Source organism: Streptococcus sp. 27098_8_75 (assembly GCF_041432475.1).
Taxonomy (GTDB): Bacteria; Bacillota; Bacilli; order Lactobacillales; family Streptococcaceae; genus Streptococcus; species Streptococcus gordonii.
This window is the reverse complement of the sequence record NZ_JAPVZR010000002.1, coordinates 210,619-236,643: the sequence shown is the minus strand read 5'-3', so window position 1 is coordinate 236,643 and position 26,025 is coordinate 210,619. Positions and strand designations below refer to the sequence as shown.

At 40.7% G+C, this 26,025-nt stretch carries 20 protein-coding genes; 18 read left to right on the top strand and 2 right to left on the bottom strand.

All coding sequences use genetic code 11. The features are described 5' to 3' along the window. Positions 1-127 precede the first annotated feature (127 nt). From O3640_RS04335 to O3640_RS04305, 7 genes are all read left to right on the top strand, one after another. On the top strand, positions 128-7,921 hold the full coding sequence (locus O3640_RS04335; protein ID WP_371586756.1) for an SIALI-17 repeat-containing surface protein: 7,794 nt from the start codon (positions 128-130) through the stop codon (positions 7,919-7,921). Positions 7,922-8,051: 130 nt separating this feature from the next. Continuing rightward, positions 8,052-8,633 carry a TetR-like C-terminal domain-containing protein gene (locus O3640_RS04330; RefSeq protein WP_082307691.1) on the top strand — a complete coding sequence of 194 codons (582 nt, stop codon included), beginning with the start codon at positions 8,052-8,054 and terminating at the stop codon, positions 8,631-8,633. Continuing rightward, entirely contained in the window at positions 8,626-9,306 is a 681-nt protein-coding gene (locus O3640_RS04325) for an ABC transporter ATP-binding protein (protein WP_125375804.1), read from the top strand. Before O3640_RS04330 ends, O3640_RS04325 begins: the two co-directional genes overlap by 8 nt. Before the next feature lie 3 nt (positions 9,307-9,309). After that, positions 9,310-10,455 (top strand): FtsX-like permease family protein, encoded by a 1,146-nt coding sequence (locus O3640_RS04320; protein WP_082307690.1) that lies wholly within the window; start codon positions 9,310-9,312, stop codon positions 10,453-10,455. 87 nt (positions 10,456-10,542) lie between these two features. Then, entirely contained in the window at positions 10,543-11,580 is a 1,038-nt protein-coding gene (locus O3640_RS04315; RefSeq protein ID WP_371586753.1) for a M42 family metallopeptidase, read from the top strand. A 16-nt stretch (positions 11,581-11,596) separates the two neighbouring features. Further along, a complete protein-coding gene (locus O3640_RS04310) occupies positions 11,597-12,529 on the top strand; it encodes an alpha/beta fold hydrolase (protein ID WP_371586751.1) in 933 nt (310 codons plus the stop codon). Between the two features lie 164 nt (positions 12,530-12,693). Further along, positions 12,694-14,091 carry a polysaccharide deacetylase family protein gene (locus O3640_RS04305; protein WP_125367026.1) on the top strand — a complete coding sequence of 466 codons (1,398 nt, stop codon included), beginning with the start codon at positions 12,694-12,696 and terminating at the stop codon, positions 14,089-14,091. A gap of 93 nt (positions 14,092-14,184) precedes the next feature. On the opposite strand, the gene O3640_RS04300 is transcribed toward O3640_RS04305, so the two are convergent. Next, positions 14,185-15,276: a DEAD/DEAH box helicase gene (locus O3640_RS04300; protein WP_185760656.1), complete on the bottom strand. Its 1,092-nt coding sequence runs from the start codon at positions 15,274-15,276 to the stop codon at positions 14,185-14,187. Continuing rightward, positions 15,266-16,246 (bottom strand): Gfo/Idh/MocA family protein, encoded by a 981-nt coding sequence (locus O3640_RS04295; protein ID WP_125367028.1) that lies wholly within the window; start codon positions 16,244-16,246, stop codon positions 15,266-15,268. Before O3640_RS04295 ends, O3640_RS04300 begins: the two co-directional genes overlap by 11 nt. Before the next feature lie 102 nt (positions 16,247-16,348). Between O3640_RS04295 and udk the strand changes: the two genes are divergently transcribed. From udk to O3640_RS04240, 11 genes are all read left to right on the top strand, one after another. After that, positions 16,349-16,981: a uridine kinase gene (gene udk, locus O3640_RS04290; RefSeq protein ID WP_008808855.1), complete on the top strand. Its 633-nt coding sequence runs from the start codon at positions 16,349-16,351 to the stop codon at positions 16,979-16,981. A gap of 41 nt (positions 16,982-17,022) precedes the next feature. Further along, entirely contained in the window at positions 17,023-17,694 is a 672-nt protein-coding gene (locus O3640_RS04285; RefSeq protein WP_125367103.1) for a YoaK family protein, read from the top strand. A gap of 218 nt (positions 17,695-17,912) precedes the next feature. Further along, entirely contained in the window at positions 17,913-18,293 is a 381-nt protein-coding gene (locus O3640_RS04280; RefSeq protein WP_125367029.1) for a RidA family protein, read from the top strand. A gap of 24 nt (positions 18,294-18,317) precedes the next feature. Continuing rightward, the gene (gene rapZ / locus O3640_RS04275) at positions 18,318-19,208 is read left to right on the top strand and encodes an RNase adapter RapZ (protein ID WP_045634959.1); all 891 of its coding nucleotides are present in this window, start codon (positions 18,318-18,320) and stop codon (positions 19,206-19,208) included. Further along, the gene (locus O3640_RS04270; protein ID WP_125367030.1) at positions 19,205-20,179 is read left to right on the top strand and encodes a YvcK family protein; all 975 of its coding nucleotides are present in this window, start codon (positions 19,205-19,207) and stop codon (positions 20,177-20,179) included. Before rapZ ends, O3640_RS04270 begins: the two co-directional genes overlap by 4 nt. Then, positions 20,176-21,087 (top strand): DNA-binding protein WhiA, encoded by a 912-nt coding sequence (gene whiA, locus O3640_RS04265; RefSeq protein ID WP_125367031.1) that lies wholly within the window; start codon positions 20,176-20,178, stop codon positions 21,085-21,087. The genes O3640_RS04270 and whiA overlap by 4 nt, the downstream gene beginning before the upstream one ends. A gap of 185 nt (positions 21,088-21,272) precedes the next feature. Beyond that, positions 21,273-21,887 (top strand): hypothetical protein, encoded by a 615-nt coding sequence (locus tag O3640_RS04260; protein ID WP_125367032.1) that lies wholly within the window; start codon positions 21,273-21,275, stop codon positions 21,885-21,887. A gap of 11 nt (positions 21,888-21,898) precedes the next feature. Continuing rightward, positions 21,899-22,765 carry a GNAT family N-acetyltransferase gene (locus tag O3640_RS04255; protein WP_125367033.1) on the top strand — a complete coding sequence of 289 codons (867 nt, stop codon included), beginning with the start codon at positions 21,899-21,901 and terminating at the stop codon, positions 22,763-22,765. Between the two features lie 80 nt (positions 22,766-22,845). Continuing rightward, positions 22,846-23,478 (top strand): copper homeostasis protein CutC, encoded by a 633-nt coding sequence (locus O3640_RS04250; RefSeq protein WP_125367034.1) that lies wholly within the window; start codon positions 22,846-22,848, stop codon positions 23,476-23,478. 44 nt (positions 23,479-23,522) lie between these two features. Further along, the gene (locus tag O3640_RS04245; protein WP_125367035.1) at positions 23,523-24,194 is read left to right on the top strand and encodes an MmcQ/YjbR family DNA-binding protein; all 672 of its coding nucleotides are present in this window, start codon (positions 23,523-23,525) and stop codon (positions 24,192-24,194) included. 90 nt (positions 24,195-24,284) lie between these two features. Beyond that, a complete protein-coding gene (locus tag O3640_RS04240; protein ID WP_195321970.1) occupies positions 24,285-26,024 on the top strand; it encodes an ABC transporter ATP-binding protein in 1,740 nt (579 codons plus the stop codon). Position 26,025: the final 1 nt, after the last annotated feature.

The following is a 26,025-nucleotide window of genomic DNA, read 5'->3' as shown; positions in this document are numbered from 1 at the left end:
ATATGTTTGATTGAAAAAGAAGTAAATTTCAGTATTTGAAGATATATTTTTGAGCAAAGAAATTGTCTTTTTGAAAAAATTTCAGTAAAATTTTAAGAGATTATTATATTATGAAAAGGGAATTATTATGGAAAAAAGAATCACTGGTGAGAGGTTCCAGCGCTATTCTTTAAGAAAGTTATCAGTAGGATTGGTTTCCGCTACTATCGGAAGCTTCTTTTTTAGTACAGCGATAGCAGGAAATGTAATTACGATTGAGGCTGCAGAAGTATCAGCTAGGCAAACTATTCCTATTCAATATCACTACGTAGTAGAGTCTGAACTGACTGAGGCTGAAAAGAATGCGGTCGTTAAGGAGCTTCCAAAATTTGTAGAAGAAAACTCTGACGCTTATTATTTAGTATATCGTCCAAAAAATCAGGGGCTTTTGGAGAATAATCTGCCGAGGACGGGATACTCAAGTCTGTGGGAAGCAACTTTTGCAGTCGCTGGGCTGACTTTAGCAGTCTTAGTAATTGCACGAGGTAGAAATGGTAAGCGATACCTGTCTTCTATTTTGCTGGTGACGGGTCTAGGCTCTATTCTCTTAGCTCCTTCTGTGTTTGCAGTGACCAATATTGAATTAGCAGCTTACAATCAAAGGCTGAATTTGTCAGTAGGAGATAAGCTGCCTGAGCCTTTAGAGATAACCGGTTTTGAATATGTAGGATATCTGAAAAGCGGTGAACAGGTCAAGGAGAACGCAGCAGGAAATCATCAGCTTCCTATGGCACAAAAGGACTTGTCAGCTGTTGAAGTCAATAAGCAGGCGGGCAAATCTGTGAGTTTTTCTGAGAATACAAGTGCTCCCAATAAGCCAGTATCTACTGAAACAGAGAAACCGACAGAGCAAGAAAAAGCCATTGCTATTAAAGAGCACGAATCTGCTCGACGTTTTCCAGTTACTGAATTACCTGAATTGCAACTCAAGAGCCAAGACAGCACCCAAACCCAAGTCCTGCCTTATCAAACTGAGTACCAATATTCAAATGAGCTCGCAGAAGGGCAATCTCAGGTCATTCGCGCAGGTGTCGCTGGTACACGTACTGTTGTCACTCGCAATTATATTGCAGGTAAAGAAATTGTAAAAAGCGAAGTGATTTCAGACCAGGTAACTACAGAGCCTGTTTCGGAAATTGTGTTGGTAGGAACTGCCGCAGTCAAATCTGTTCCAAAAGAAGCGCCAGTTCAGGAAGTTCCAGAATTGACGACTTATGGAACTGCACCAGATACCGCACCGGTTCAAGAAGTTCCGGAGCTAACCAACTATGGTACAACCCCTGAAACAGCACCAGTGCATGAAGTTCCTGAGCTGACCAATTATGGTACAAGTCCTGATACAGCTCCAGTGCATGAAGTTCCTGAACTGACAGAATATGGAACCAGTCCTGAGACAGCACCTGTCCAAGAAGTTCCTGAGTTGACCAACTACGGTACAACTCCTGAAACAGCACCAGTGCATGAAGTTCCTGAGTTGACCAACTACGGTACAACTCCTGAAACAGCACCAGTGCATGAAGTTCCTGAACTGACAGAATATGGCACCAGTCCCGAGACAGCTCCAATTCACGAGACTCCAGAACTGACGGAATATGGCACAGCACCAGATACAGCACCAGTGCATGAAGTTCCCGAGTTGACCAATTATGGTACAACCCCCGAAATAGCCCCAGTCCACGAAGTTCCTGAGTTGACCAACTACGGTACAACCCCCGAAACAGCACCGGTGCAAGAAGTTCCAGAGTTGACCAACTATGGTACAGCCCCTGAAACAGCACCGGTGCAAGAAGTTCCAGAATTGACCAATTATGGTACAACCCCCGAAACAGCACCAGTGCAAGAAGTTCCAGAATTGACGACTTATGGCACAAGTCCTGATACAGCTCCTGTTTATGAGAACTCTGAGTTGGAATTGACTACAAATGACGAGGTTAGAATAGAAAAGATTGATTTTTCTATTGAGGAGCAATATACCGATGAACTTGTTCGAGATGCTCGTCAAATCGTGACTCCAGGAGTGCAAGGCGAACGGACCATCAAGACTCGAGTCTACAGTTCCCATGGTCAAGTGGTTGATCGTCAAGAGCTATCGAATGAAGAAACCTTGGCTCCCGTAACGCAAGTTGTCAAGGTTGGTACAGCTAAGCCAAGCATGGTACCGAACGATGCGCCGAAAGCAGACGCTCTTCCAGAGTATCCACTAACTTACACCGACGAAACTCGGGTTGAGAAAATCAGCTTTAGCATTCGTGAAGAAGAAACGGATGAATTGGTTCGAGATGCTCGTCAAATTGCGACTCCAGGAGTCCAAGGTGAGCGTACGATTAAGACTCGAGTCTACAGTTCTAATGGCCAAGTGATCGACCGTCAAGAGCTTTCTAACGAGGAAACATTGGCTCCAGTAACGCAAGTCGTCAAAGTTGGCACAGCTAAGCCAACCATGGTACCAAGTGAAGCTCCGAAAGCAGACGCTTTGCCAGAGTATCCACTGACATATACAGATGAAACCCGCGTAGAGAAAATAGCCTTCAACATCGAGGAGCAATATACCGATGAATTGGTTCGCGATGCTCGTCAAATCGCAACTCCGGGAGTTCAAGGCGAACGGACCATCAAGACCCGCGTCTACAGTTCCAACGGTCAAGAGGTTGATCGCCAAGAGTTGTCTAACGAGGAAACCCTAGCTCCCGTAACACAGATCGTCAAGGTCGGTACAGCTAAGCCGAGCATGGTACCAAACGATGCGCCGAAAGCAGACACTTTGCCAGAATATCCACTGACTTACACAGACGAAACTAGAGTTGAAAAAATCAATTTCACCATTCGTGAAGAAGAAACGGATGAATTGGTTCGTGATGCTCGTCAAATCACAACTCCGGGTGTCCAGGGCGAGCGTACAATCAAGACCCGAGTCTACAGTTCTAATGGTCAAGTGGTTGACCGCCAAGAACTTTCGAATGAAGAAACCTTAGCTCCTGTAACACAAGTCGTCAAAGTAGGAACAGCTAAGCCAAGTATGGTACCGAACGATGCACCGAAATCAGAAGCTTTACCAGAGTATCCGTTGACTTATACTGACGAAATTCGCGTTGAGAAGGTTGCGTTCAACACCGAGGAGCAATATACTGATGAATTGGTTCGAGATGCTCGTCAAATCGCAACTCCGGGTGTCCAAGGAGAACGGACGATTAAGACTCGTATCTACAGTTCTAACGGTCGGGAAATCGACCGCCAAGAGTTGTCTAACGAGGAAACCTTGGCTCCAGTAACGCAAATCGTCAAAGTCGGCACGGCTAAGCCGAACATGGTACCGAACGATGCACCGAAAGCAGAAGCTTTAGAGGAGTTCGATTTAATTTCACTGCATAATCTATTAGCAGAAGCGGATCAGATTAAAGCTCAGGCACGTTATTTTAACGATAGTCAGAGTCATCAAGCTAACTACGATACTGCCTTGATGGCAGGTCAAGCTATTCTGAGCCAATCCCAAGCCAGCCAAGCAGAAGTTAACCAACTGGTGGAACAAATCAACCAAGCTAAAGCTCAGTTAAGCGGTCTTGAGGTTGTCAAAACGGCTCTTCAAAACGAGTACGATTTAAATCCAACTGTTAAAACTTCTGTTAAATATAAGAATGCGGATTCAGATAAGCAGACAGCTTATACTGACGAATTGTCCAAGGCAGAAAGTGTTCTGAACAATCAAACTGCCACTCAAGTGCAGGTCAATCAAGCATTTGCTAGCCTGACAGCAGCCAAAGAAGCTCTAAATGGAGTGCCTAAAGTTAAGCCGACAGTTTCTATTCTAAGTTTGACAGAAAATGCAGATGACAAGTCGGTTACAGTCCAATATAGATTAGAAGACCAGACCCAGTCCTTCCGTTCAGCGACTGCTGAATTGTATCAGGGAGATCAGCTTGTCCGCACTCTTCCGATTACCAATTTCGCAGGAAGTCTGAAGATTGGCGACTTAGACTACTACACAGGCTATACTCTGAAAACCAAGCTGACTTATGAACTGGATAATGGCAGCTTCACTGAGTTTGAAACAGACAGTCGTAACTTTGAGCTAGAATACAAGAAGATTGCCTTCCGAGATATTGATTCTGCCGAGTTTTACAGCAAAGAAAACGACCAGTTTAAGCGCGTCGTATCCATGAGCTCTATGCCTACGGATCTGTCTACCTACTTTGTCAAAGTCAAATCAAGTGAATCTAAGGAAATGCTCCTGCCGGTTCACAGCATAGCGGAAAGTCAGAAGGATGGCAGGGATGTCTATAAGGTGACCGTCTCTCTGCCTGAGCTGGTACAAGAAGGTGAGACAGGCTATAAGTCTGGCTATGACTTCTATATCAGTAAGGCAGCTGTTCCTAGTCAGCAAAATGTCTACACTAGCTTTGCTGGTTTGGTAGACGCTATGAAGCAAAATATGGCTGGCAACTATGTTCTGGGTGCTGATTTGGATGCGAGCGAGGTTAACCTAGCTCCTGCGGATTATGTCTACCTCAAAGGAAACTTCACAGGCAGTCTGACTGGTAACCATAATGGCAAGCAGTACGCTATTTATAATCTGGCCAAGCCGTTATTTGAAAATCTCAAGAGTGGTTCCTCTATTTCTAATCTGGACTTGAAAGAGGTCAATATTGTAGGTACCTATGACTCAGCTGCACTAGCTCGTAGTGCTGAAAATGCTCAAATCACAGACCTCTCTGTCCAAGGTAGAGTATCGGTAGTAGGCAACGCTTCTAATGTAGCGGGACTAGTTGTGAGTGCGACAAATACCCAAATTACCAATAGCTCCTTTACTGGAACTATCGTGTCAAATGATAAGCAGGGCAAGGAATACAATGTCGGTGGTTTGGTTGCCAATCTTAAGGGAGGAAACTCCTTGATTAGCCAAAGCAGGGCAGATGTGACTATTCTAGCAGGCGCTAGAGCCAACAACCAACGCTTCGGCGGTCTGGTTGGCCGTTTAGAAAACAATGCCCGCATCAGCCGTTCTTATGTAGCTGGAAAGATTCAAAACTCTACTAAGAACGGTCAGATTGGTGGCGTGGTTGGCTCCAATTACTTCAATGGCTTGATCGATAATGTCATCAGCAATGTCAGCGGTACAAATGTTTACAGTATTTCTGGCGATCAGGGATATGAGAATAACCGTATCACAGATGCTTATGCCGTTGAAGGAAATAAAACGCTGGAAAATGACAAGTTTGTCACTTCAACACTGACTCTGAACGAGGCAGAAGAAAAGCTGGCTGACCTAGACATTACGACCACGCTAGAAGACACGAATCTTAACCTTTATTCTGTCGACTACACCCAGGAAAAGAATGCCCGAGAAGATCGTCTGATAGCTTATGCTAACATGGAAAAGCTCCTTCCATTCTACAATAAGGAAACTATCGTTACTTATGGAAATAAACTTCCAGATAATCACAAGCTCAATACGGAGTACTTGCTGGATGTTGTTCCGATGAAGGGTGACCAGATTATCACTGATATCAATAGCAATAAGACCGGAATTAACCGTCTGATGCTGCACTTTGAGGATAATACGGTTGAATACCTGGATCTGACCTATAAGGGAGATTTCAAATATAAGGCAATTGCTGAGTACAGTGTAAATGGCTTGGGCCTTCTTTATACACCAGAAGCATTCCTATCAGACTATAGCAGGATTCTTAATCAAGTGCTACCAGAGTTGAACAAGGTTGACCTTGACTCACCAACTATGCGAACTGTTTTAGGCGTGAATGCTGATACTTCTCTGGATGATCTCTATCTGGATACCGCCTTTGACCAAGTCAAGACTAAGCTGTCAGAAGAGTTGCGCAAGGTTCTGGCTATGGACAAGTCCATCAATACTGAAGGCAATGTCGTGGCTGACTATGTAGCCCAGAAGATTACAGCCAATAAGGAAGCCTTCCTGCTGGGTCTGACCTATCTCAACCGCTGGTATAATATCAACTATGACAATATCAATGTCAAGGATTTGTCAGCCTATAAGTTTGACTTCTTTGGAAATCATAATGCTTCAACGTTGGATACCATTATTTCACTAGGTCAGTCTGGCTTTAATAATCTTAAAGCCAAGAACAACTATATGGCTTATGATACCTCGCTCTCTGAAGCAACTGGTAAACGAGGGCTCTTCAATTATCTTGAAGGCTATCGTCAGCTCTTCCTTCCATACAAAACCAATAATGAATGGCTCAAGACCAATACAAAAGCCTACATCGTTGAGGCCAAGTCGGATGTTGCAGAAGCTAGACATCTTCAGGATGCAGCCGAGGGCAAGAGCAAGTATTCTGTTGGCGTTTATGACAAGATTACTGCAGATAATTGGGAACACAAGGGCATGCTTCTGCCACTCTTGACCATGACGGAGAAAGGTGTCTATGCTATCTCCAATATATCTACCCTCTCTATGGGAGCTTATGATCGCTACCGCCTTGATGCCAATGGCAGAGTTCGGACAGATGCAGAGCTAGCTGAATATGTCGAAGACCGAGTGAGAAAAACAGCTGAATACCAGCGAGATCACTATGATTTCTGGTATAAGATTCTAAGCGATGAAAGCAAGGACAAGCTCTTCCGTTCTGTTCTGGTTTACGATGGATTCTCATTGGTTGACAAGGATGGTAAAAGATATTGGGCTCCAGCTAATGACAAAAAATCACTGGCTATGCAGGAGTTCTTCGGACCAGCTGGTAAGTGGTACCCAAGCAAGGGCTACAATGCCTATGCTACAGGAAGTGTAACCCACTTTGATGCTGCTCGCTTGTTAGAAGACTATGGGAACTCTGTCTATACGCATGAGATGACCCATAATTCTGACGGTGGTATCTACTTTGAAGGTTATGGTCGTCGTGAGGGCTTGGGTGCGGAACTCTATGCTCGTGGACTCTTGCAGTCCACTCCAAGTGCAGATGAAGCTACCATTACTCTCAATACCCTCTTCAAGGTGGACAAAGACTCTAAGACGCGTCTACACACATATAACTTCAAGGAACGCGTTCAAAATGCAGAAGACCTGCAGCACTATGTCCATGGTATGTTTGACATGATCTACACGCTAGATTACCTAGAAGGTAGATCTATGCTGAAGCAGAGCGATGATGCTAAACTTCAGTGGTTCAGGAAGATGGAGAATTACTATATTACAGATAAGTATGGTAAGGAGACTCATGCTGGTAACCAGACGCGAAGCTTTACTGCTGAAGAAATCAAACAGTTGAAGACCTTTAACTCTCTGATTGAAAATGATGTGATCACTCGTCGGGAGAACAAGGATAGTGGGAAATATGGCCGAAATGGCTACCTCAGTCTCAGCCTCTTCTCACCAATTTACTCAGCCTTGAGCAATCCAAATGGAGCGCCGGGTGATGTCATGTTCCGTCGCACGGCCTATGAGTTGCTAGCGGCTAAGGGCTACCATGAAGGATTTGTCCCTTATGTTTCTGGTAAGTACTCTAAGGAAGCCTTTGATGAAGGCAAGAAAACTTGGGACGGATGGTCCGGAAGAGATGTTGGTCTCGTAACTGACCAGAAAGTCTTGGAAAATGTATTCAAGGGTGAATACGACTCTTGGGCATCCTTCAAGAAGGCTATGTACCAAGAGCGGATTGATCAGCTGACCAAGCTCAAACCAATCACCATTGAGTACGAGCTAAAAAATCCAAGCAGTACCAAGAAAGTAACCATTCGTTCTTATGAAGAGATGCAGAAGCTAATGGACGCAGCCGTAGCAGAGGATGTGCGCAACATTACCAATGCTACTAGTCGTGTCGAAGCTAGCTGGGTCAACCTGCTCAAGAAGAAGATTTACAACGCTTATCTTCGTGAGACAGACGACTTCAGACAGTCAATCTTTAATAAGTAATCATTTTAATACTAGCTAAGGAAACTTAGCTAGTATTTTTTATATTTTTCTTGATTTTTGAGTTAGGATATGGTTAAATATTTTAAAAGAAACAATTGTTGCGCAACAAATGTATCAGAAAGGGATATCAATGCCTCCAAAAAATAAATTCACCAAAGAAGAAATCATTGAAGCTTGTCTAGATCTTGTTCGAGAAGAGGGGAAGTCGGCTGTCACGGCACGAGCTGTTGCTGCTAGATTGAAGTCTTCACCTAAGGTCATTTTTGGTCTTTTCGATAATATGGATGAGTTGAGCAAGGCTATCGTCGTTGCTGCCGAGAGGATCTTTGTCAGACAAGTTGAAATTGCCTTGCAGGAAGAAAAAGCCTTTCGGGCTGTTGGGATCGCTTATATCCGATTTGCAGCAGAGGAGCCCCAGCTTTTTCAATTGATCTTTATGAATGAGTCCGAACGTGCTATTCATCAGTTTTCTGAGTTTTTACCAATCAAAGATTACAGTTATGAAAATATGATTCTGTCTATTCAAGAGGAATATGGGCTTTCAAGACAGCTATCAGAGCAACTTTATCAACATCTATTTATTTATTCACATGGAATTGCCAGTATGACTGCTGCAGGAATCTATCGCTTTTCACCCGCAGAACTAACTACCATGCTGACACAAGTTTTCACAGCGCTTATAAAGGAATTATTAGGAGGGAATCATGATTGAACTAAAGGGAGTAAGAAAGTCCTACGGAGCCAATGAGGTTTTAAAAGGTATCGATTTACGGATAGAAGAGCAAGATTATTTAGTGATTTTGGGAGCTTCTGGATCGGGTAAGTCGACTTTGCTAAACATTCTTTCAGGCTTGGAAAAACCTGATCAGGGTGAAGTATTATATGATGGGGAAAATATTGCGTCTTTAAGTGAAAGTCAACTGACTAAGTTCCGTAAGAATCAGGTCGCTTTTATATTCCAGCAATATTATTTATTACAAGAGTTGACGGTAGTGCAGAATGTTAAAATGGGAGCCCATCTTGCAAAGAATCAAGATTACCTCCCAATTATTGAAGAAATGGGTTTAAAAGAAAAAATCCATCAATATCCCAGTGAATTATCCGGCGGTGAGCAACAGCGCGTAGCGATTGCCAGAGCCTTGGCTAAGAAGCCAAAGGTACTTTTCCTTGATGAGCCGACAGGAGCTCTCGATGAGGCGACAGGCCGCCAGATTCTATCCTACATTGCTCAAATGAAAAAAGAGCTTGGATTTACCCTAGTAATGGTTACTCATAATGAGCATATAGCCCAGCTGGCAAATACTGTGGTGAGGGTGAATAGCGGGCAAATTCAGGACATTACGGTCAATGAAGAGCCAAAGAGAGTAGAAGAGATTGGGTGGTAGATTATGGTAGTTAGTAGCAAAGATTTACGGAAATTATCTGTTGTCTCCATTATCAGTTTTTGTGCAGTTTTGGTCTCGACTTTATTTATCAATTTTTACCTTGATCTTCAATCTATTGAGGTTGAGAAATTATCTTTACCAGCCAAGGCTTATTACGATGCTCAAGTTCTCATTGCTAAATTCGTCTCCTTGGTTAGTGGAGGAGTGCTTTCTCTCCTAGCTGTTCTTCTCTTATTCTTTTATATCAAGCAGTTTATTGATGATCATAAGGAAGAGTTAGGGATTCTCAAAGCTCTTGGCTACCAAAATGTTGAATTAGCCAAGCATTTCTGGATTTTTAGTTGTTCAGTTTTTCTAGGAGCCTTGCTTGGGTTTGCTTCATCATTCTTCTTTATGAAGGACTTTTATGATTTGCGCAATCAAAAAGGTTTCTTGCCCACTATTGAAATTCATTTTCATTGGCAATTATTTCTTGCGATGGTCATCTTACCGACTCTTCTATTTGCATTATTAGGAATTGGCTATGCTTTGATTAAATTGAAGCAGCCGAGCCTTTATTTGCTGAAGAGATTTGAGTTGGCACAAGTAAAGCAAAAGCACCATAAAACTAAAGCAAATAAACCTTTTTTGAAAGAGTTGGGGGCTGTTCATTTTTATAAAAGGAAATTATTGATTTTCTTTGTTGTCTTTGCAGCATTTTCTTTTGCAGCTATGATGCAGCTTTCCTTAGGCATGAAAGACTTTATAGATGGTACCATTCAAGTCATGATGATGGGAATAGGCATTCTTCTGTCACTTTCGATTTTGCTGCTTTGTCTAGGTACTGTCGTCCAAGAAAACAAAGCCAGTCTGGCTCTCATGAAAGCCTTTGGCTATAGCAAAAAAGAATGTAGTCTCGTTATTTTTGCTCGTTATCGAGTGGTTGCTTACCTTGGTTTTGTCTTAGGGACGGTATATCAGTATGGTCTTATGAAGTTACTCCTTAAAGTTATTGTGAAAGATGCTAAGGGGGTCCCCGACTACGCATTTGATGTTCAGCTTTGCTTAATCGCCTTCTTAGCCTTTGTGATCTTATATGAACTTTTACTTGCCTACTATGTCAAAACTATTGAAGGCTTGACCTTAAAAGAAGTCATGCTAGCTGAATAATATAAATAATCTAGCTTTTACATTGATAAACCCATCTGTAAAAGCTATTTTTGTGCTATAATGATAAAAAAATATGAGGAGATTAAAATGAATCAAACTGTTCAATATTTACAAGAATTAACGGCGATTCCTTCCCCAACAGGCTTCACAGCCGAGGTGGCTGACTATCTGGTAAAAACTTTGGAAGGATTGGGCTATGAGCCTATCCGGACTAATAAAGGTGGCGTCCATGTTGTGGTTAAGGGTGAAAATGATGCCCAGCATCGGGTAGTGACTGCCCATGTGGATACACTGGGGGCTATTGTGCGTGCAGTCAAGTCAGACGGTCGTCTTAAACTGGATCGGATTGGAGGTTTCCCTTGGAATATGATTGAAGGAGAAAACTGTCTAATTCATGTGGCAAGTAGCGGTAAGACTATCAGTGGGACTATTTTGGTTCACCAGACTTCTTGTCATGTCTACAAGGATGCTGGGACGGTTGAGCGTACCCAGGACAATATGGAAGTTCGTTTGGATGAAAAGGTGACGAGTGAAAAAGAAACGCGAGATTTAGGAATCGAAGTCGGTGATTTTATTTCCTTTGACCCTCGTACCACAGTTACTGAGTCAGGCTTTATCAAGTCTCGCTTTCTGGATGATAAGGTCAGCGCAGCTATTTTGCTCAATCTTTTGCGCGTTTATAAAGAGGAAAATATTCAGCTGCCAGTGACGACTCATTTTGCTTTCAGTGTCTTTGAAGAGGTTGGGCACGGGGCTAATTCTAGCCTTCCTGAGCAAGCGGTGGAGTATCTGGCTGTTGATATGGGCGCTATGGGTGACGACCAGCAGACTGATGAGTATACGGTTTCTATCTGTGTCAAGGATGCTTCAGGGCCTTATCACTATGGCTTCCGCCAACATTTGGTAAATTTGGCTAAGGAGCAAGACATTCCTTACAAACTGGACATCTATCCATTTTACGGATCAGACGCCTCTGCAGCTATGAGTGCAGGAGCAGAAGTTAAGCATGCTCTTTTAGGCGCTGGTATTGAATCTAGTCACTCTTATGAGCGGACGCATATTGATTCAGTCGTCGCGACAGAGCGCATGGTTGATGCTTATTTGAAAAGCGAGTTAGTAAGATAGGCAAAAGCGGAGTCCTATGCTAAAGTTTCTAAAATATTTTTCAAGCTTACTTCTATTCATTCTAGTTCTTGTGTTTTTATACCATCAATATAGTCTGAACAAAGAGAAAAAGTTCCTCACCTCTAGTATCGGTCAGCGAGTAGAGGTAGACGGAAAGCAAATGAATGTCTATGTGGCTGGAAATGGACCGAAAACCCTGGTCTTTCTCTCGGGTAGTGGAACTAGTTCACCTATTCTTAATTTCAAATCCCTGTATTCCAAACTTATAAAGGACTATCGAGTAGTTGTGGTAGAGAAGTTTGGGTATGGCTTTAGCGATGACTGGTCTAAACATCGTGATTTGGATACTATTCTAAGTCAAACAAGGAAAGCTTCACAGAAGGCTGATGTCAAAGGGCCATATGTTCTCCTTCCACATTCTATGTCGGGACTTGAAGCTATGCATTGGTCTGCTTCTTACCCTAAGGAAGTTGAAGCGATTATTGGGTTAGATATGTCCCTTCCTCAAGCATACGATAAGTATAGACCCAATCGGCTTCTATATAAGACTTTGCAATTTGCTGCTAACTTGGGTCTAAGTCGCTGGCTTTATTCTCCGGATAAAGAGATCCGTTCCCTGTCTAATGGTTCTTTAAATCCAAAGGAAAAGTCAATTTATAAAGCTTTATTCTATCGACGTCCCTTGTCTAATGCCATAATGAAGGAAGCAGAAGAAGTTAAAAGTAATGCAAAACTTGTAAAGCAAGACAAAGTCCCTGCCATTCCTTATTTACTATTTGTATCCAATGGTCAAGGGACAGGTTTTGCTAGAAAGGACTGGCAAGATATGTCGAAAGACTTTGCTAAAGATCATAAAAATGTTCAGCTAAAGAGTTTTGATGTTCCGCACTATATTCATAGTTATATTCCTGATGAGCTTGTTAAGGAAATAAGAAAATTTTTGAAGTAAGTTTTGGAAAGGATATCTAGGAGATCTAATAAAAAACAGCAGGTTAAATAACCTGCTGTTCTTCTAATATTTATTTTTTTAAAAAATTTAATATAAATTTGCAGCTTGATGGGTTATAATAAATAAGACACACTAGGAATGAGATACAGAGATAGGATAGGTGTATGAGAAAACATAATAAAAAAAGAATTAATATAAAGAAACTTCTTTTCTTTAGCTTGCTTAGTTTTACAGTGGTTCTTGCCCTCTTTTTTGGAGTCAAGAGAATTTACTCATATTTTCAAGATAAGGAGTACCAGGAGAAGATTGAAGCCTTAATTTCCAAGGAAGAGAAAAATTACGCTTCAAATACTGAGAAGAAGAGTAGACAAGAGGGTAGTCACTATATTGAAAGCTTCTATCCATTGCGTGATGGTCAAGTCAATTCAATCGTCAAAGAAATGATGGATGCTGATAGTAAAACCATCAAGAATGGCCAGAAAAAAGATAGGAAGATTGATCAATTGACCTTCTATTATTCAGAAGAAAAAGATACCAGTCTAACTGATGTAAAAGAAGTTTTGGTCCATCGAAAAGATTATCAAGCTAAAAACAGGAAAATTAGTCCTGCTGAAACTCGTCAAATAGCTTGGAACTATCTAGGTTCAGATGGCAATCGTTTCACCTTAGACAAGGTCTTTCAGGATGCAGAAGTTGCAAAAGAAGTCCTCTTAAGTGAAATCTCTAGCCAACTTACTTTTAGACAGATAGATGAAGCGGCTCAGACAGAAGTTCTTAACAGTATGTCAGCAAGCGACTTAAGCCAGTGGAATTTCCGGTATGAGAATAGTCATTTTTCTATTAGCTTACCTAAAGAAATTCAAGGTTTGACTAGTTTAGAAGTCCCTTTATCCAGCCTTTATAATCAAATCAACCCTTCTTATCTAAAAGGAGCGGACTTGGAAGCATATCAGAACTATGAATCTAAAAGACATGAGAAAATGGTTGCTCTGACTTTTGATGATGGACCGGATGCTAAAACAACACCACAAGCGTTGGATATCCTAAAGAAATACGGTGTTAAGGCTACTTTCTTTATGTTAGGTCAAAATGTAGTAAGCAATCCAGACATTGTCAAGAGAGTAAAAAATGAAGGTCATCAAATTGGAATACATACATGGGATCATCCAGTTTTAACTAAACTGCCTATGGAAACAGTCAAGAAAGAAATTTTTGATACTCAGACGGCTATATATAACGTTATAGGGATTAAGCCAACGATTACGCGACCACCTTATGGAGCTATTAATTCTATGATTCAAAATGCCATTGACCAATCCTTCATCATGTGGAATGTGGATAGTCTAGATTGGAAGACACGCAATACTAAAGCCATTATGCAGGAGGTTGCCAAGACCCAACCAGGCTCTATAATCCTCATGCATGATATACATCAGACCAGTATTGATGCCCTTCCGAGTGTCATCCAATATCTGCAAAATAATGGCTACACTCTGGTGACAGTCGATGAGTTGCTAGAGGGTCAGTTAGAGCCACATCGTATCTATTATAGTAGAGACTAAGATAGTTCTTGGGGTTAGATTTTTGAAATCATTGTTGGTAATGAGTAAAAGCAAAAAGCTTTGGAAACATTAGATTTCCAAAGCTTTTTTAGCTTAACTCGTTACATAAAGTTCTTGGTTTTTTAGTACAATTTCGCGAACAGAAGCGTATTTTTTCAATGTCTTCAGCTCTTCTGGATGGCTGATGAGGGTGATAACAGAACCATCCTTTCCCATACGTCCTGTCCGACCAGATCGGTGGGTATAGGTTTCGATGTCGCGAGGAAGCTCATAGTTTACTACGCATTCCAGAGAGTCAATATCGATGCCTCGGGCAACTAGGTCAGTGGCCAGCAAGAGAGTAATCTGATGGTCTTTAAACTTATCAAGAATCACCTTTCTGAACTTAACATTGACATCACTGGCAAGTGAAACAACATTGGCTTCTCGATACTGAAGTTTTTCCTCAGCACTACCCAGATCAGATAGAGAATTGAAGAAAACCAACCCACGAAATTCTTCTACATTAGACAGTTTGCGTAGCAACTCTACTTTGTCACGTTTTTCAACTTGTATGTAAAAATGCTGGATATTGTCCAAGACTTGATTATCAATGCTAATTTTTAGGGTGTCTTTAGCAATCTTATCGTGGTCGAACTTAGCGGTGGCGCTCATATATACCAGCTGGTGGTCACGAGGTGCATAGCGAACGATTTTATCAACAAAATGATACTGAGAATCGCTGAGCAGTTGGTCAAATTCATCTAAAACGATTGTATCAATATTCATCATCTTAATTTTTTTCAGCTTGACCAATTCAAAAATTCGACCTGGAGTACCAATGATAATTTCAGGTCCTTTTTTTAGACGTTCAATCTGGCGTTTTTGACTGGATCCAGAAATGAATAGCTGAGCGTTCAAACCAAGTGAGTCTGCCCAGCTTTTGCAAACTTCAAAGATTTGTCCAGCCAACTCAGTATTAGGAGCTAAAATCAAGAGCTGTTGAGCTTTTTTTGGCGTTATCTTAAGTAGACTGGGAAAGAGGTAGGCTAGAGTTTTGCCAGTTCCCGTTGGACTGATCCCTAAAACAGATTTTCCTGATGAAATTGGCTCAAATATCTCTTCCTGTATACTTGTAAGCTCTGAAAATCCTAAGTCTTCTAACTTGTCTTGCCAAGAGTTAGGAAAATATTTTTTAATCATAATCAACCTCAAATCTAATGCCAGCATCCTTACGCATGGTCCACAATGTTTGGTGAACGGCAGATGCTGCTTTTAGCCATTCCTCATAAGCTGTTCGATCTTTTCTTAGTAATACTGTTGCAAAGGCTTTAGCTTCCTCCTGCATGGTATGAGAAGCTTGCTGAATGGGAAGAAGGGTTTCTTGTCCATCTAGTCCTTGGAAAATAGCAGAACTGATAAATTCAATACTGTTTAAAGTCAGAGTTCCCTGATCCGTGTAGATTTCTGCGGGTAGATTGCTATTGATATTTTTTCCAGCCTGAATCCCGACTTGGAAATCAGGGTATATCAAAGCTCCCACTCCATTTAAGTCAATGGTATTAGGTAATTGTTGAGCACTGTATCGAGCAGATTGAGGGGCACCAAAGAGCTTAATCGCAGCGTATACGGGATAGACACCTAGGTCCATCAAAGCTCCACCAGAAAACTTGGCAGAAAAGACATTAGGTTCTTTCCCTGCAAGTAGTGCCTGCATCTTAGAAGAATATTTGGCATAGGTGAAGTGAGCTCCCCAGATAGTCTTGTACTTGAGGAAGCCTTGAATAGTAGAGAAGGCTTCTTCATGATAATTACGGGCAGCTTCAAAAATATAAACTTCTTTTTTCTTAGAAAGGGCTACTAGTTCTTGCCATTCTTCCGGTAGCGACACAGCTGGTTTTTCAATAATCGCGTGTTTACCTGCTAAAATAACTTGTTTAGCATGCTCAAAGTGTAGGGAATTTGGACTGGCAATATAGACTACATCGAGCGAACTTTTTAAAAAATCTGTAAAATCACTAAAAAGTTCTACATTTTGATAATCTTGGGCAAAGGCTTGAGCAGAAGTTAAGCTCCGCGAATATACAGCCTGTAACTCATAATGGCCACTGAGTTTAGCAGCCTTGATAAACTCATGGGAAATCTGTCCTGTTCCAATAATACCTAATTTTAACATGCTTCCCTCCTTTAAAAATCTCTCTATTTTTTACTGATTAGCCCTTTCATTATACCATGATTTGGTGTAAAATAGATAGGATTAAAAATATTGGAGCAAGAAATGCAAAACAGACCTATTATTATTGGAGTGACCGGTGGATCAGGTGGAGGTAAAACGAGCGTCTCCAGAGCAATTTTATCTAATTTCCCGAATGAAAAGATTGCTATGATTGAGCATGATTCATACTATAAAGACCAGTCTCATCTGACTTTTGAGGAAAGGATTAAGACCAACTATGACCATCCTTTTGCCTTCGATACAGATCTAATGATTGAACAAATCAAGGAGCTTTTGGCTGGCCGTCCAGTAGATATCCCAACCTACGATTATACGGAGCATACACGTAGTAGTAAAACCTATCGTCAGGAACCCAAAGATGTATTTATTGTAGAAGGGATCTTGGTACTTGAAGATCAGCGTTTGCGAGACTTGATGGATATCAAAATTTTTGTTGACACAGATGATGATGTTCGAATCATTCGCCGGATCAAGCGAGATATGGAAGAACGTGGTCGTAGTCTGGATAGCGTTATTGAACAATATTTGGGTGTTGTGAAACCCATGTATCATCAGTTTATTGAGCCGACTAAGCGCTATGCTGATGTCATCATTCCTGAAGGAGCTTCAAACAAAGTTGCCATTGATTTGATCACAACTAAGATTGAAAAAATCTTAAAAGAAGCTAGAAATTAATGAGGAGGAAGTCTAGTAAGGAGCTAGACTTTTTAAATAAAATGAGAAATATTGTGAAAAGAGAATTTCATTCCCGATCTAAATTTTTCGCCTGTTTGTTAACATTTTGCGCGGGGTTTGTGGATGCCTATACCTTCATTGAAAGGGGAGGGACCTTGGTAGCTGGGCAAACAGGAAATGTTGTTTTCCTTTCAGTTGAATTGATTAATCATGAGACAAGAGAAATTGAAGTAAAACTGGCTACGATGTTAGCTTTTATGCTAGGGATCTTTTTAATGACGGTTTTTCAAAATCTTTTTGAAAAATCCTGGTGGCGCCTTTCTAGCATTGTGCCACTAATTCTAGTATCTTCTATAATTGGATTTTTGCCAGGCAACTTCGCCAATATCTACATTGTGCCTCCTCTTGGTTTTTGTATGGGTTTGGTAGCGACGGCTTTTGGAGAAGTAGATGGCATTGCCTATAATAATTCCTTTATGACAGGTAATCTTAAGAAGACCATGGTTGCTTTTGGGACTTACGTTCGAACCAAGAAAATATCTTACTTAGAAGAAGGCTTGTTTTTTGTGGCTCTTTTAGCTAGTTTTGTGACGGGAGCCATCGCGTCTACTTATCTCATCCAATTCTGGTACTTGAGGACGATTTGGTTAGTAAGTTTGATTTTATCAGCCTTTCTAATCTTTAGATTAACTCAATATCTGCGTAGAAGATAACAAGTAAATAGCATTAAATATAAACTGAGGTCAGCTTGTCTCAGTTTTTTGTTTCGAAATTTTATTAAGTCGACTAGACGTCATAAATTACAGAATAAATACCCAAGTGATTTTTAAAGGATTAGAGAATTTTATTGATTTTTAATTGCGGGCATAGAAGGATTGAGCTAGGAGAGTCTCTTTATGATATAATAATAGGGAAATAAGGAGGAATGAAAATGTCTAAGATAATTAATACAAATAAAGCACCTAAAGCTATTGGTCCCTATGTTCAAGGACGAGTGGCTGGTAATCTTTTGTTTGCAAGTGGCCAGATCCCTTTGTCACCAGAAACTGGTGAGATTGTCGGTAGCACGATTGAGGAACAGACTGAGCAAGTTCTTTCAAATATCAAGGCTATTCTAACAGAAGCTGGAACTGATTTTGATCATGTCGTGAAAGCAACTTGTTTTCTGAGTGATATCAATGATTTCGCGGCTTTTAACGCTGTTTATCAAACAGCCTTTTCAAGCGCCTATCCTGCACGATCTGCTGTAGAAGTAGCGCGCCTGCCTCGGGATGTTAGAATTGAAATTGAAGTCATTGCTGAGCTAGATTAAAGGTCTAGCTGGAGGGGAGAGAATATGCCAGAGAAAGAGATGAAACTAGTCATTGTTACAGGAATGAGTGGTGCAGGAAAGACAGTAGCTATTCAGTCATTCGAAGATTTGGGCTACTTTACCATTGATAATATCCCGCCAACACTTGTACCTAAGTTCCTGCAATTATTGGAAACAACTAATGATATTGACAAACTAGCTCTTGTCGTGGATATGCGTAGTCGTTCATTTTTTGCTGAAATTCAGAATGTTTTAGATCAGGTTGAAAACAATTTAGAAATTGATTTTAAAATTCTCTTTCTAGATGCGGCTGATAAAGAATTAGTAGCTCGTTACAAGGAGACACGACGTAGTCATCCATTGGCAGCAGACGGTCGGATTTTAGACGGAATTAAGTTGGAGCGGGAATTGTTGGCTCCTCTTAAGAATCTCAGTCAAAATGTTGTTGATACGACAGATTTAACTCCTCGTGAATTGCGAAAGACTATTTCAGAACAGTTTTCTGACCAGTCTCAACTACAATCCTTTCGTGTTGAGGTCATGAGTTTTGGATTTAAGTATGGTCTTCCTTTGGATGCGGATCTGGTTTTTGATGTTCGTTTTTTACCAAACCCATACTATCAGCCAGAACTACGTAATCAAACAGGATTGGATAAACCAGTCTTTGACTATGTCATGAACCATGAGGAGTCAACTGAATTTTATCAACATCTACTGAATTTAATTGAACCGATTTTACCTGGTTACAAGAAAGAGGGAAAGTCAGTCTTGACAATTGCTGTTGGTTGTACAGGAGGTCAACATAGAAGTGTTGCCTTTGCTCAGCGTTTGGCAGACGATTTAGCTAAAAATTGGCCTGTCAACTGTAGCCATCGTGACAAAGACCGCAGAAAGGAAACGGTAAATCGCTCATGAGAAAGCCCAAAATAGCTGTTATTGGTGGTGGAACCGGGATTTCCGTTATCCTTGATAGTTTACGAAAAAGGGATGTAGATATTTCTGCTATCGTAACGGTTGCTGATGATGGGGGGAGTTCAGGTGAGTTAAGAAAAAATACCCAGCTAACTCCTCCAGGCGATTTACGAAATGTACTTGTTGCTTTGTCTGATATGCCAAAGTTTTATGAGCGAGTCTTTCAGTATCGCTTTGCTGACCAAGATGGACCTTTAGCGGGGCATCCTTTAGGAAATTTAATTATTGCTGGTATTTCTGAAATGCAGGGCTCAACCTATAATGCCATGCAAATTCTGACTAAGTTTTTCCATACAACGGGAAAAATCTATCCATCCAGCGATAGTCCATTAACCCTTCATGCTGTTTTTACTGATGGTGTTGAAGTGGCAGGTGAGAGTCGGATTGCCGATTATAAAGGCATGATTGACCATGTCTATGTGACTAATACTTATGATGATGAAAAGCCCCAAGCCAGCCGTAAGGTTGTTCAGACCATTTTGGACAGCGATATGGTCGTACTTGGTCCAGGATCACTTTTTACCTCTATTTTGCCAAATTTGGTGATTGAAGAGATTGGCCAAGCTCTACTTGAAACCAAGGCTCAGGTAGCTTATGTCTGTAATATTATGACCCAAAGAGGGGAAACTGAACACTTCACGGATGCTAATCATGTGGATGTTTTGCATCGTCATTTGGGTCAAAAATTTATCGATACAGTGCTGGTGAATATTGAAAATGTTCCAAAAGATTATATGAATTGTAATAAATTTGATGAGTATTTGGTACAAGTTGAGCACGACTTTAAGGGACTTCAAGAACAAGTTCCTCGTGTCATTTCTTCTAATTTTTTACGTTTGGAAAATGGTGGAGCCTTCCACGATGGTAATTTAGTTGTGGAAGAATTGATGAAGAACATTCAGGTGCGAAAATGAGCTTTACGGTAAAGGTAAAAGAAGAACTATTAGGACTAGATACCAAGAGTAAGAGTGAATTGGCTGCTATCATGAAGATGTCTGGTAGTTTAGGAATTGCAAGTCAAGGACTAACTCTATCCATTACTACTGAGAACGCAAAAATTGCTCGTCATATTTATGAGTTGCTCTTGAGCTTTTATCAGGTGAAATCAGACATACGTCATCACCAGAAAACTAATTTACGAAAAAATCGTGTCTATACTGTTTTTCTAGATGAAAAAGTTGAAGATATCTTGTCAGACTTGCACCTGGCGGATGCTTTCTTTGGAATCCAAGAGGGGATTGATCCTCTTATTCTATCTGATGATGAAGCAAGTAGAGCTTATCTTAGGGGGGCTTTCTTATCAAACGGTAGTATGCGAGACCCAGAATCTGGTAAATACCAACTAGAAATCGTTTCTGTCTATTTGGACCATGCTCAAGGACTTGCTAGTTTGATGCAATGTTTCTTACTAGATGCAAAAACCATCGAACGAAAAAAAGGAGCAGTTACATATTTGCAGCGAGCAGAAGATATCATGGATTTTCTGATTGTTGTTGGAGCAATGGAGGCCATGGCTGAGTTTGAAGCTGTGAAAATTCTTCGGGAGACTAGAAATGATATCAATAGAGCTAATAATGCAGAGACTGCCAATATAGCTCGAACCGTGACAGCTAGTATGAAGACCATCAATAATATTGTAAAGATTATGGAGACAAGTGGCTTGGAGAGTCTGCCAATTGATTTACAAGAGGTAGCACATTTGAGAGTTAATCATCCTGATTACTCTATCCAGCAGTTAGCGGATAGTCTTAGTAAACCTCTGACCAAAAGTGGCGTGAATCACCGCCTTCGGAAAATTAATAAGATTGCAGATGATTTATAACCAAGAAAACTAGAAACTGCTCTAGTTTTCTTTTTTATCAAGGGAAAACTAGGCTTTGTCATGATACCGCATAGGAATGTCATCTTTTTGTCACAAAAGTAATAGGAAATTAGTGTAAAATAGATCTATTATGATTTTAGAGCAGGCAGAATCAATCTTCTGACTTGTTACAAAAAGGAATAAAAATGAAAAAAATAATCAAACGTTCTGTAGTTGGTCTTCTTGTCTTATTATTTGGCCTGATTCTGATTTTGGTACCTTCCTCAATTCAGTCCTCTGATCAGTTAAAGAATGTAGAGAGCACAATTAGTTTGTCTAGTATGGTTGAATCTGGACTTCAGAATGCAACAGTAGGAACAAATGGTTTAAGTACAGAGATTACGATTAACAGCAAACAATTTAATCAGTTACTGAAATCATTTTTGACTGATAATCAGAGTCAAGAATTATTGGAGAGTGCGTATAGCATTGAAGGAGATAAATTGAGATTGCAACTCCCTATAAAAATCCTTGGGGTTGACAGCAAACTTGATTTGCGATTCTACGCGGCCTACGAAAATCATACCCTACGATTTGATCTTGCTAGCTCTCGTCTAGGAAATCTACCAGTACCAAAAGCTATTGTAGCTTCGATTTTACAAAATAGATTGAAAGACCAGTCCAGCAATCTAGCCATGGAACAAGAAACAATATTGGTTTCTCTACCAGAGTCTCAGTTTAAAATTACAGGACTTAACATACAGGATAATACTGCTAAGGTTAAGCTGACAATGAATGTGTCAGGTTTGCTGGGTCAGTAGGAGTAGAGAATATGCTTATAGTAAATTCAGCTCAACCTGATTTTATTCAAATTAATAGCAACTTGCGTTTGCGAGCTTATGATGGCCACTATCAAGTGGCCTTTTCTTGGTATCAGGATCCAGAGCTTGTCTATTTAATTGACGGCAAAAAAGAAAGCTATTCGCTAGAAAAAATCAAGAAGATGTATGAGGTCCTTAGTCACCGAGGAGAACTATATTTCATTGAAGTTAAGCAGGATGATTCTTGGTTGCCAATTGGTGATGTGACATTTTCAGAGAATGACTTACCTATTGTTATCGGAGTGGAGACTTATCGATCTATTGGTATTGGACGAGAAGTTATCGGAGCATTGATTGAGAGGGCTCGATCTCTGTCTTATCGTCAGTTACGGGTTCAGGACATTTATGGTTTTAATCTCTCTTCTAAAAAGCTATTTACTTCATTCGGTTTTTATCCTTATGAAGAGACGGAGCTGGGACATCGTTATGTTTTAGATTTACTTTTACCTCTAACTGATATCCAGCCCAGCCAATTTTTCCTTTCAGAAAAAAAGCTAGAAGAAATTGCGACGTGGTTTGACCAAGAAGAATTAAAGCCATTGCCAGTAAAAAGATTGGAGGGGAAATGGTTCCTGACAGATGGTCATAGCAGAGCTTTCACTGCATATCTTAGAGGATGGTCAGAAATACCGATATATTTTGACAGAGACGACATAAATTTAAAATTTTATTCCAATTGTATTAGACTCTGTAAGGAAAAGAAGATCTTGTCAATAGCTGATTTGAAGGACCGTATCTTATCTGATGAAGCCTACCAAACAGAATGGCTTGACTGGTGTAAAAATTCCTTTGAAAGTATAAATGGGATGGACAGCTAATTCGTCTTTTTTTCACTAGTTGTGATATAATAAACAAGAAAGAATTAGAATAATATCATAATAAATCAAAGGAGTAGCAGATGTTATACGAATTTTGTGCTGAAAATGTAACCTTGCTTGAAAAAGCAATGCAAGCAGGAGCTCGTCGTGTTGAACTCTGTGACAATTTAAGTGTCGGAGGAACCACGCCAAGTTATGGAGTCATTCGTGCTGCAGTAGACTTGGCCAAGCCTTATGAGACTAGCATTATGACCATGATTCGTCCTAGAGGTGGTGATTTTGTATATACTGACCTTGAAGTAGCAATCATGATCGAAGATATTAAAAAGGCGCGTGAAGCTGGAAGTCAGGGTGTCGTATATGGCCTACTGACAAGGGAGAATGAACTAGACACAGAGAATCTTGAGTCTTTGCTAGCTGTGTCACAAGGTTTAGAAGTAGTCTTTCACATGGCTTTTGATTCTATTCCAAGAGACAAGCAATTCGAGGACTTGGATTGGTTGGCTGAGCATGGTGTTAAGCGTATTCTGACTCATGGAGGTCCAGCTACAGAGACGATTCAAGAACACTTTGCTTGGCTAAAAGAGTTGGTGGCCTATGCAGACAAGCGAATTCAAATCCTGCCTGGCGGTGGTATTACGACTCAAAATCGCGATGAAATCGTTGTTGAGTTGTGCGTGGATCAGCTACATGGAACCAAAGTAGTATTTTAGGAGGATAAGGAGAGGAGCTGTGGCTCCCTTTCCTTTTTATAGACATGTTTGAACTATTCGAAAAATATAAAGCTAACTATGATAAGCTAGTTAAGTATGGTTTTTTAGAAAAGGAAGGCATCTATCAGATATCAAGAAAAGTCATGTCTGGAGATTTTCAGATGGTGATCAATGTTGAAGATAGTAGTGTCAGTTTTCAGCTGTTTGATTGTGAGACAGGGGATGAGTATAGGCAGGTTCACATGGAATCTATGACAGGCGAGTTTGTCGCCCAGGTGCGTGAAGCTTGTTTGGACCTTCTCTTAGATATTCGTCGCCATTGTTTTGATGAAATTGGTTTCCTTTATGAACAAAGTCAGCGCTTGGTAGCTCACGTTTCTGAGCGTTATCAGGGAAGTTTGGAGTACCTTTGGGCTAAGTCTTCAAGAAAAAGTTCTACCCAGGCAGCTGTATTTCGCCATGAAGGTACAAAGAAGTGGTATGGAGCCTTTCTGACGACTGACTGGTCTAAGTTTGAGTCAGGAAGAAGCGGAGCAATTGAGGTTCTTAATGTCAAGAACAATCAGGTCTCAGAACGAGTCCAAGAAAAAGGAATCTACCCAGCCTTTCATATGAATAAAAAATATTGGCTGAGTCTCCCGCTAGATGATACTCTAACGGATCAAGAATTATTCTCTCTTTTAGAAGAGAGCTTTCTTTTAACAAAGAAAAAATAAGAGGCTGAGTTTTCCAGCCTTTTTCGCTGTCAATAATCCAAAAATGAGTGTATAATGAATAGTATTTGAAGATTAGAAATAAGGACAAGTATGAAGTTATTAAAGAAATTATCTTGGTTTTTTAAATTAGAAAAGTGGCCCTATATTACTGGTATTTTAGCCTTGTCTTTGGTCAGTCTTTTAAACTTGCTTCCACCTCGTGTGATTGGAGAAGTGATTGACCAGATTGCCAGTAAAGATTTGACGAATCTGGAATTAGCCTATCAACTTTTTATTTTGGTTTTGTCAGCCTTGGCCATGTATGCTTTGCGTTTTGTCTGGCGTAAGTATATTTTGGGGACAGCCAATCGTCTGGGTAGAATCTTACGCTACCGTCTCTTTGAGCATTTTACTCATATGTCTCCTTCCTTTTATCAAACTTATCGGACAGGTGATTTGATGGCTCACGCCACTAATGATATCAATGCTGTTGTTGGGGTTGCTGGTGGAGGAGTCATGTCAGCTGTAGACGCTTCAATCACAGCTCTTGTGACTGTTCTTACCATGTTTTTCGTCTTGGACTGGAGATTGACTCTGATTGCCATTTTACCCTTGCCTTTTATGGCCTGGGGAACCAGTCTGATCGGTCGAAAAAATCATGAAAGTTTTAAGGCAGCACAAGAAGCCTTTTCAGATTTGAACAATAAGGTCCAAGAAAGTGTCTCAGGTATCAAAGTGACCAAGTCTTTTGGTTATCAAGATGCAGAGACAGCTGCTTTTGCTAGGATTAACCAAGATGTTTTTAAGAAAAATATCCTTGCAGCTAAGTACAATGCCCTTTTTGATCCTATGGTTCTGATTTTTGTCGGTCTGTCCTATCTTTTAACCTTGATTTTTGGTGGTCTTTTCATTAGTCAAGGTCAGTTGACAGTGGGAGAGTTGGTCACTTTTATTACTTATCTGGATATGTTAGTCTGGCCCCTTCAAGCTATGGGCTATCTCTTTAATATTAGTCAGCGAGGAACTGTGTCTTATGAGCGAATTGAAAGTCTACTAGCCCAAGAAAGTGATGTGATAGAAGTAGCTTCGCCCATTACGGATATAAAAAACGGTCGCCTGGATTATTCTATTCAAGAATTTGCATATGATGATCGACCAACTCTCAGGGATATTCATTTTTCAATTGAGCAGGGGCAGACCTTAGGCATCGTTGGTGTCACAGGCTCTGGGAAGACGACCTTGCTTCGTCTTCTGCTTCGAGAACAAGATATACAAGAGGGGAGTATTTACCTGGCTGGACATGACATAAGAGATTACAGCCTTTCTGCTTTGCGGAGCTTGATTGGTTATGTTCCTCAAGATCAAATCTTGTTTGCTACATCGATTCGAGATAATATCCGCTTTGGGAATCCAAGTCTTTCTGATGAGGACGTTATCGCCGTTACTAAACTTTGCGGAATTTATGAAGACATCATGCAAATGCCCGATGGATTTGATACTTTGGTTGGGGAGCGTGGTGTATCCTTATCGGGTGGACAAAAGCAACGCTTGGCCATGTGTCGTGCTTTGATTCTCAATCCTGATATCTTAATCTTGGATGATTCTTTATCTGCTGTTGATGCAAAGACCGAGCACTTGATTTTAGATAATCTCAAGAGGGAGCGATCTGGTAAGACAACTTTGATCACTGCTCATCGTTTATCAGCAGTCGTGCATGCAGACTTGATCCTAGTTTTAGATCAGGGACAGGTTATAGAAAGTGGTAGTCATCAGGAACTTTTGACACAGGATGGCTGGTATGCCACTACTTATCAAAATCAGCAATTGGCTGAGAGCTTAGAGGAGGTCTAAC

Bases quoted from the DNA above. Each gene is read 5' to 3' on its own strand.
- whiA (WP_125367031.1), top strand. From the start codon at position 20,176: ATGAGCTTTACGGTAAAGGTAAAAGAAGAACTATTAGGACTAGATACC.
- O3640_RS04260 (WP_125367032.1), top strand. From the start codon at position 21,273: ATGAAAAAAATAATCAAACGTTCTGTAGTTGGTCTTCTTGTCTTATTA.
- O3640_RS04310 (WP_371586751.1), top strand. From the start codon at position 11,597: ATGCTAAAGTTTCTAAAATATTTTTCAAGCTTACTTCTATTCATTCTA.
- udk (WP_008808855.1), top strand. From the start codon at position 16,349: ATGCAAAACAGACCTATTATTATTGGAGTGACCGGTGGATCAGGTGGA.
- O3640_RS04295 (WP_125367028.1), bottom strand. From the start codon at position 16,246: ATGTTAAAATTAGGTATTATTGGAACAGGACAGATTTCCCATGAGTTT.
- O3640_RS04240 (WP_195321970.1), top strand. From the start codon at position 24,285: ATGAAGTTATTAAAGAAATTATCTTGGTTTTTTAAATTAGAAAAGTGG.
- O3640_RS04245 (WP_125367035.1), top strand. From the start codon at position 23,523: ATGTTTGAACTATTCGAAAAATATAAAGCTAACTATGATAAGCTAGTT.
- O3640_RS04285 (WP_125367103.1), top strand. From the start codon at position 17,023: ATGAGAAATATTGTGAAAAGAGAATTTCATTCCCGATCTAAATTTTTC.
- O3640_RS04255 (WP_125367033.1), top strand. From the start codon at position 21,899: ATGCTTATAGTAAATTCAGCTCAACCTGATTTTATTCAAATTAATAGC.
- O3640_RS04250 (WP_125367034.1), top strand. From the start codon at position 22,846: ATGTTATACGAATTTTGTGCTGAAAATGTAACCTTGCTTGAAAAAGCA.
- O3640_RS04305 (WP_125367026.1), top strand. From the start codon at position 12,694: ATGAGAAAACATAATAAAAAAAGAATTAATATAAAGAAACTTCTTTTC.
- O3640_RS04335 (WP_371586756.1), top strand. From the start codon at position 128: ATGGAAAAAAGAATCACTGGTGAGAGGTTCCAGCGCTATTCTTTAAGA.
- O3640_RS04270 (WP_125367030.1), top strand. From the start codon at position 19,205: ATGAGAAAGCCCAAAATAGCTGTTATTGGTGGTGGAACCGGGATTTCC.
- O3640_RS04325 (WP_125375804.1), top strand. From the start codon at position 8,626: ATGATTGAACTAAAGGGAGTAAGAAAGTCCTACGGAGCCAATGAGGTT.
- O3640_RS04330 (WP_082307691.1), top strand. From the start codon at position 8,052: ATGCCTCCAAAAAATAAATTCACCAAAGAAGAAATCATTGAAGCTTGT.
- O3640_RS04280 (WP_125367029.1), top strand. From the start codon at position 17,913: ATGTCTAAGATAATTAATACAAATAAAGCACCTAAAGCTATTGGTCCC.
- O3640_RS04315 (WP_371586753.1), top strand. From the start codon at position 10,543: ATGAATCAAACTGTTCAATATTTACAAGAATTAACGGCGATTCCTTCC.
- rapZ (WP_045634959.1), top strand. From the start codon at position 18,318: ATGCCAGAGAAAGAGATGAAACTAGTCATTGTTACAGGAATGAGTGGT.
- O3640_RS04320 (WP_082307690.1), top strand. From the start codon at position 9,310: ATGGTAGTTAGTAGCAAAGATTTACGGAAATTATCTGTTGTCTCCATT.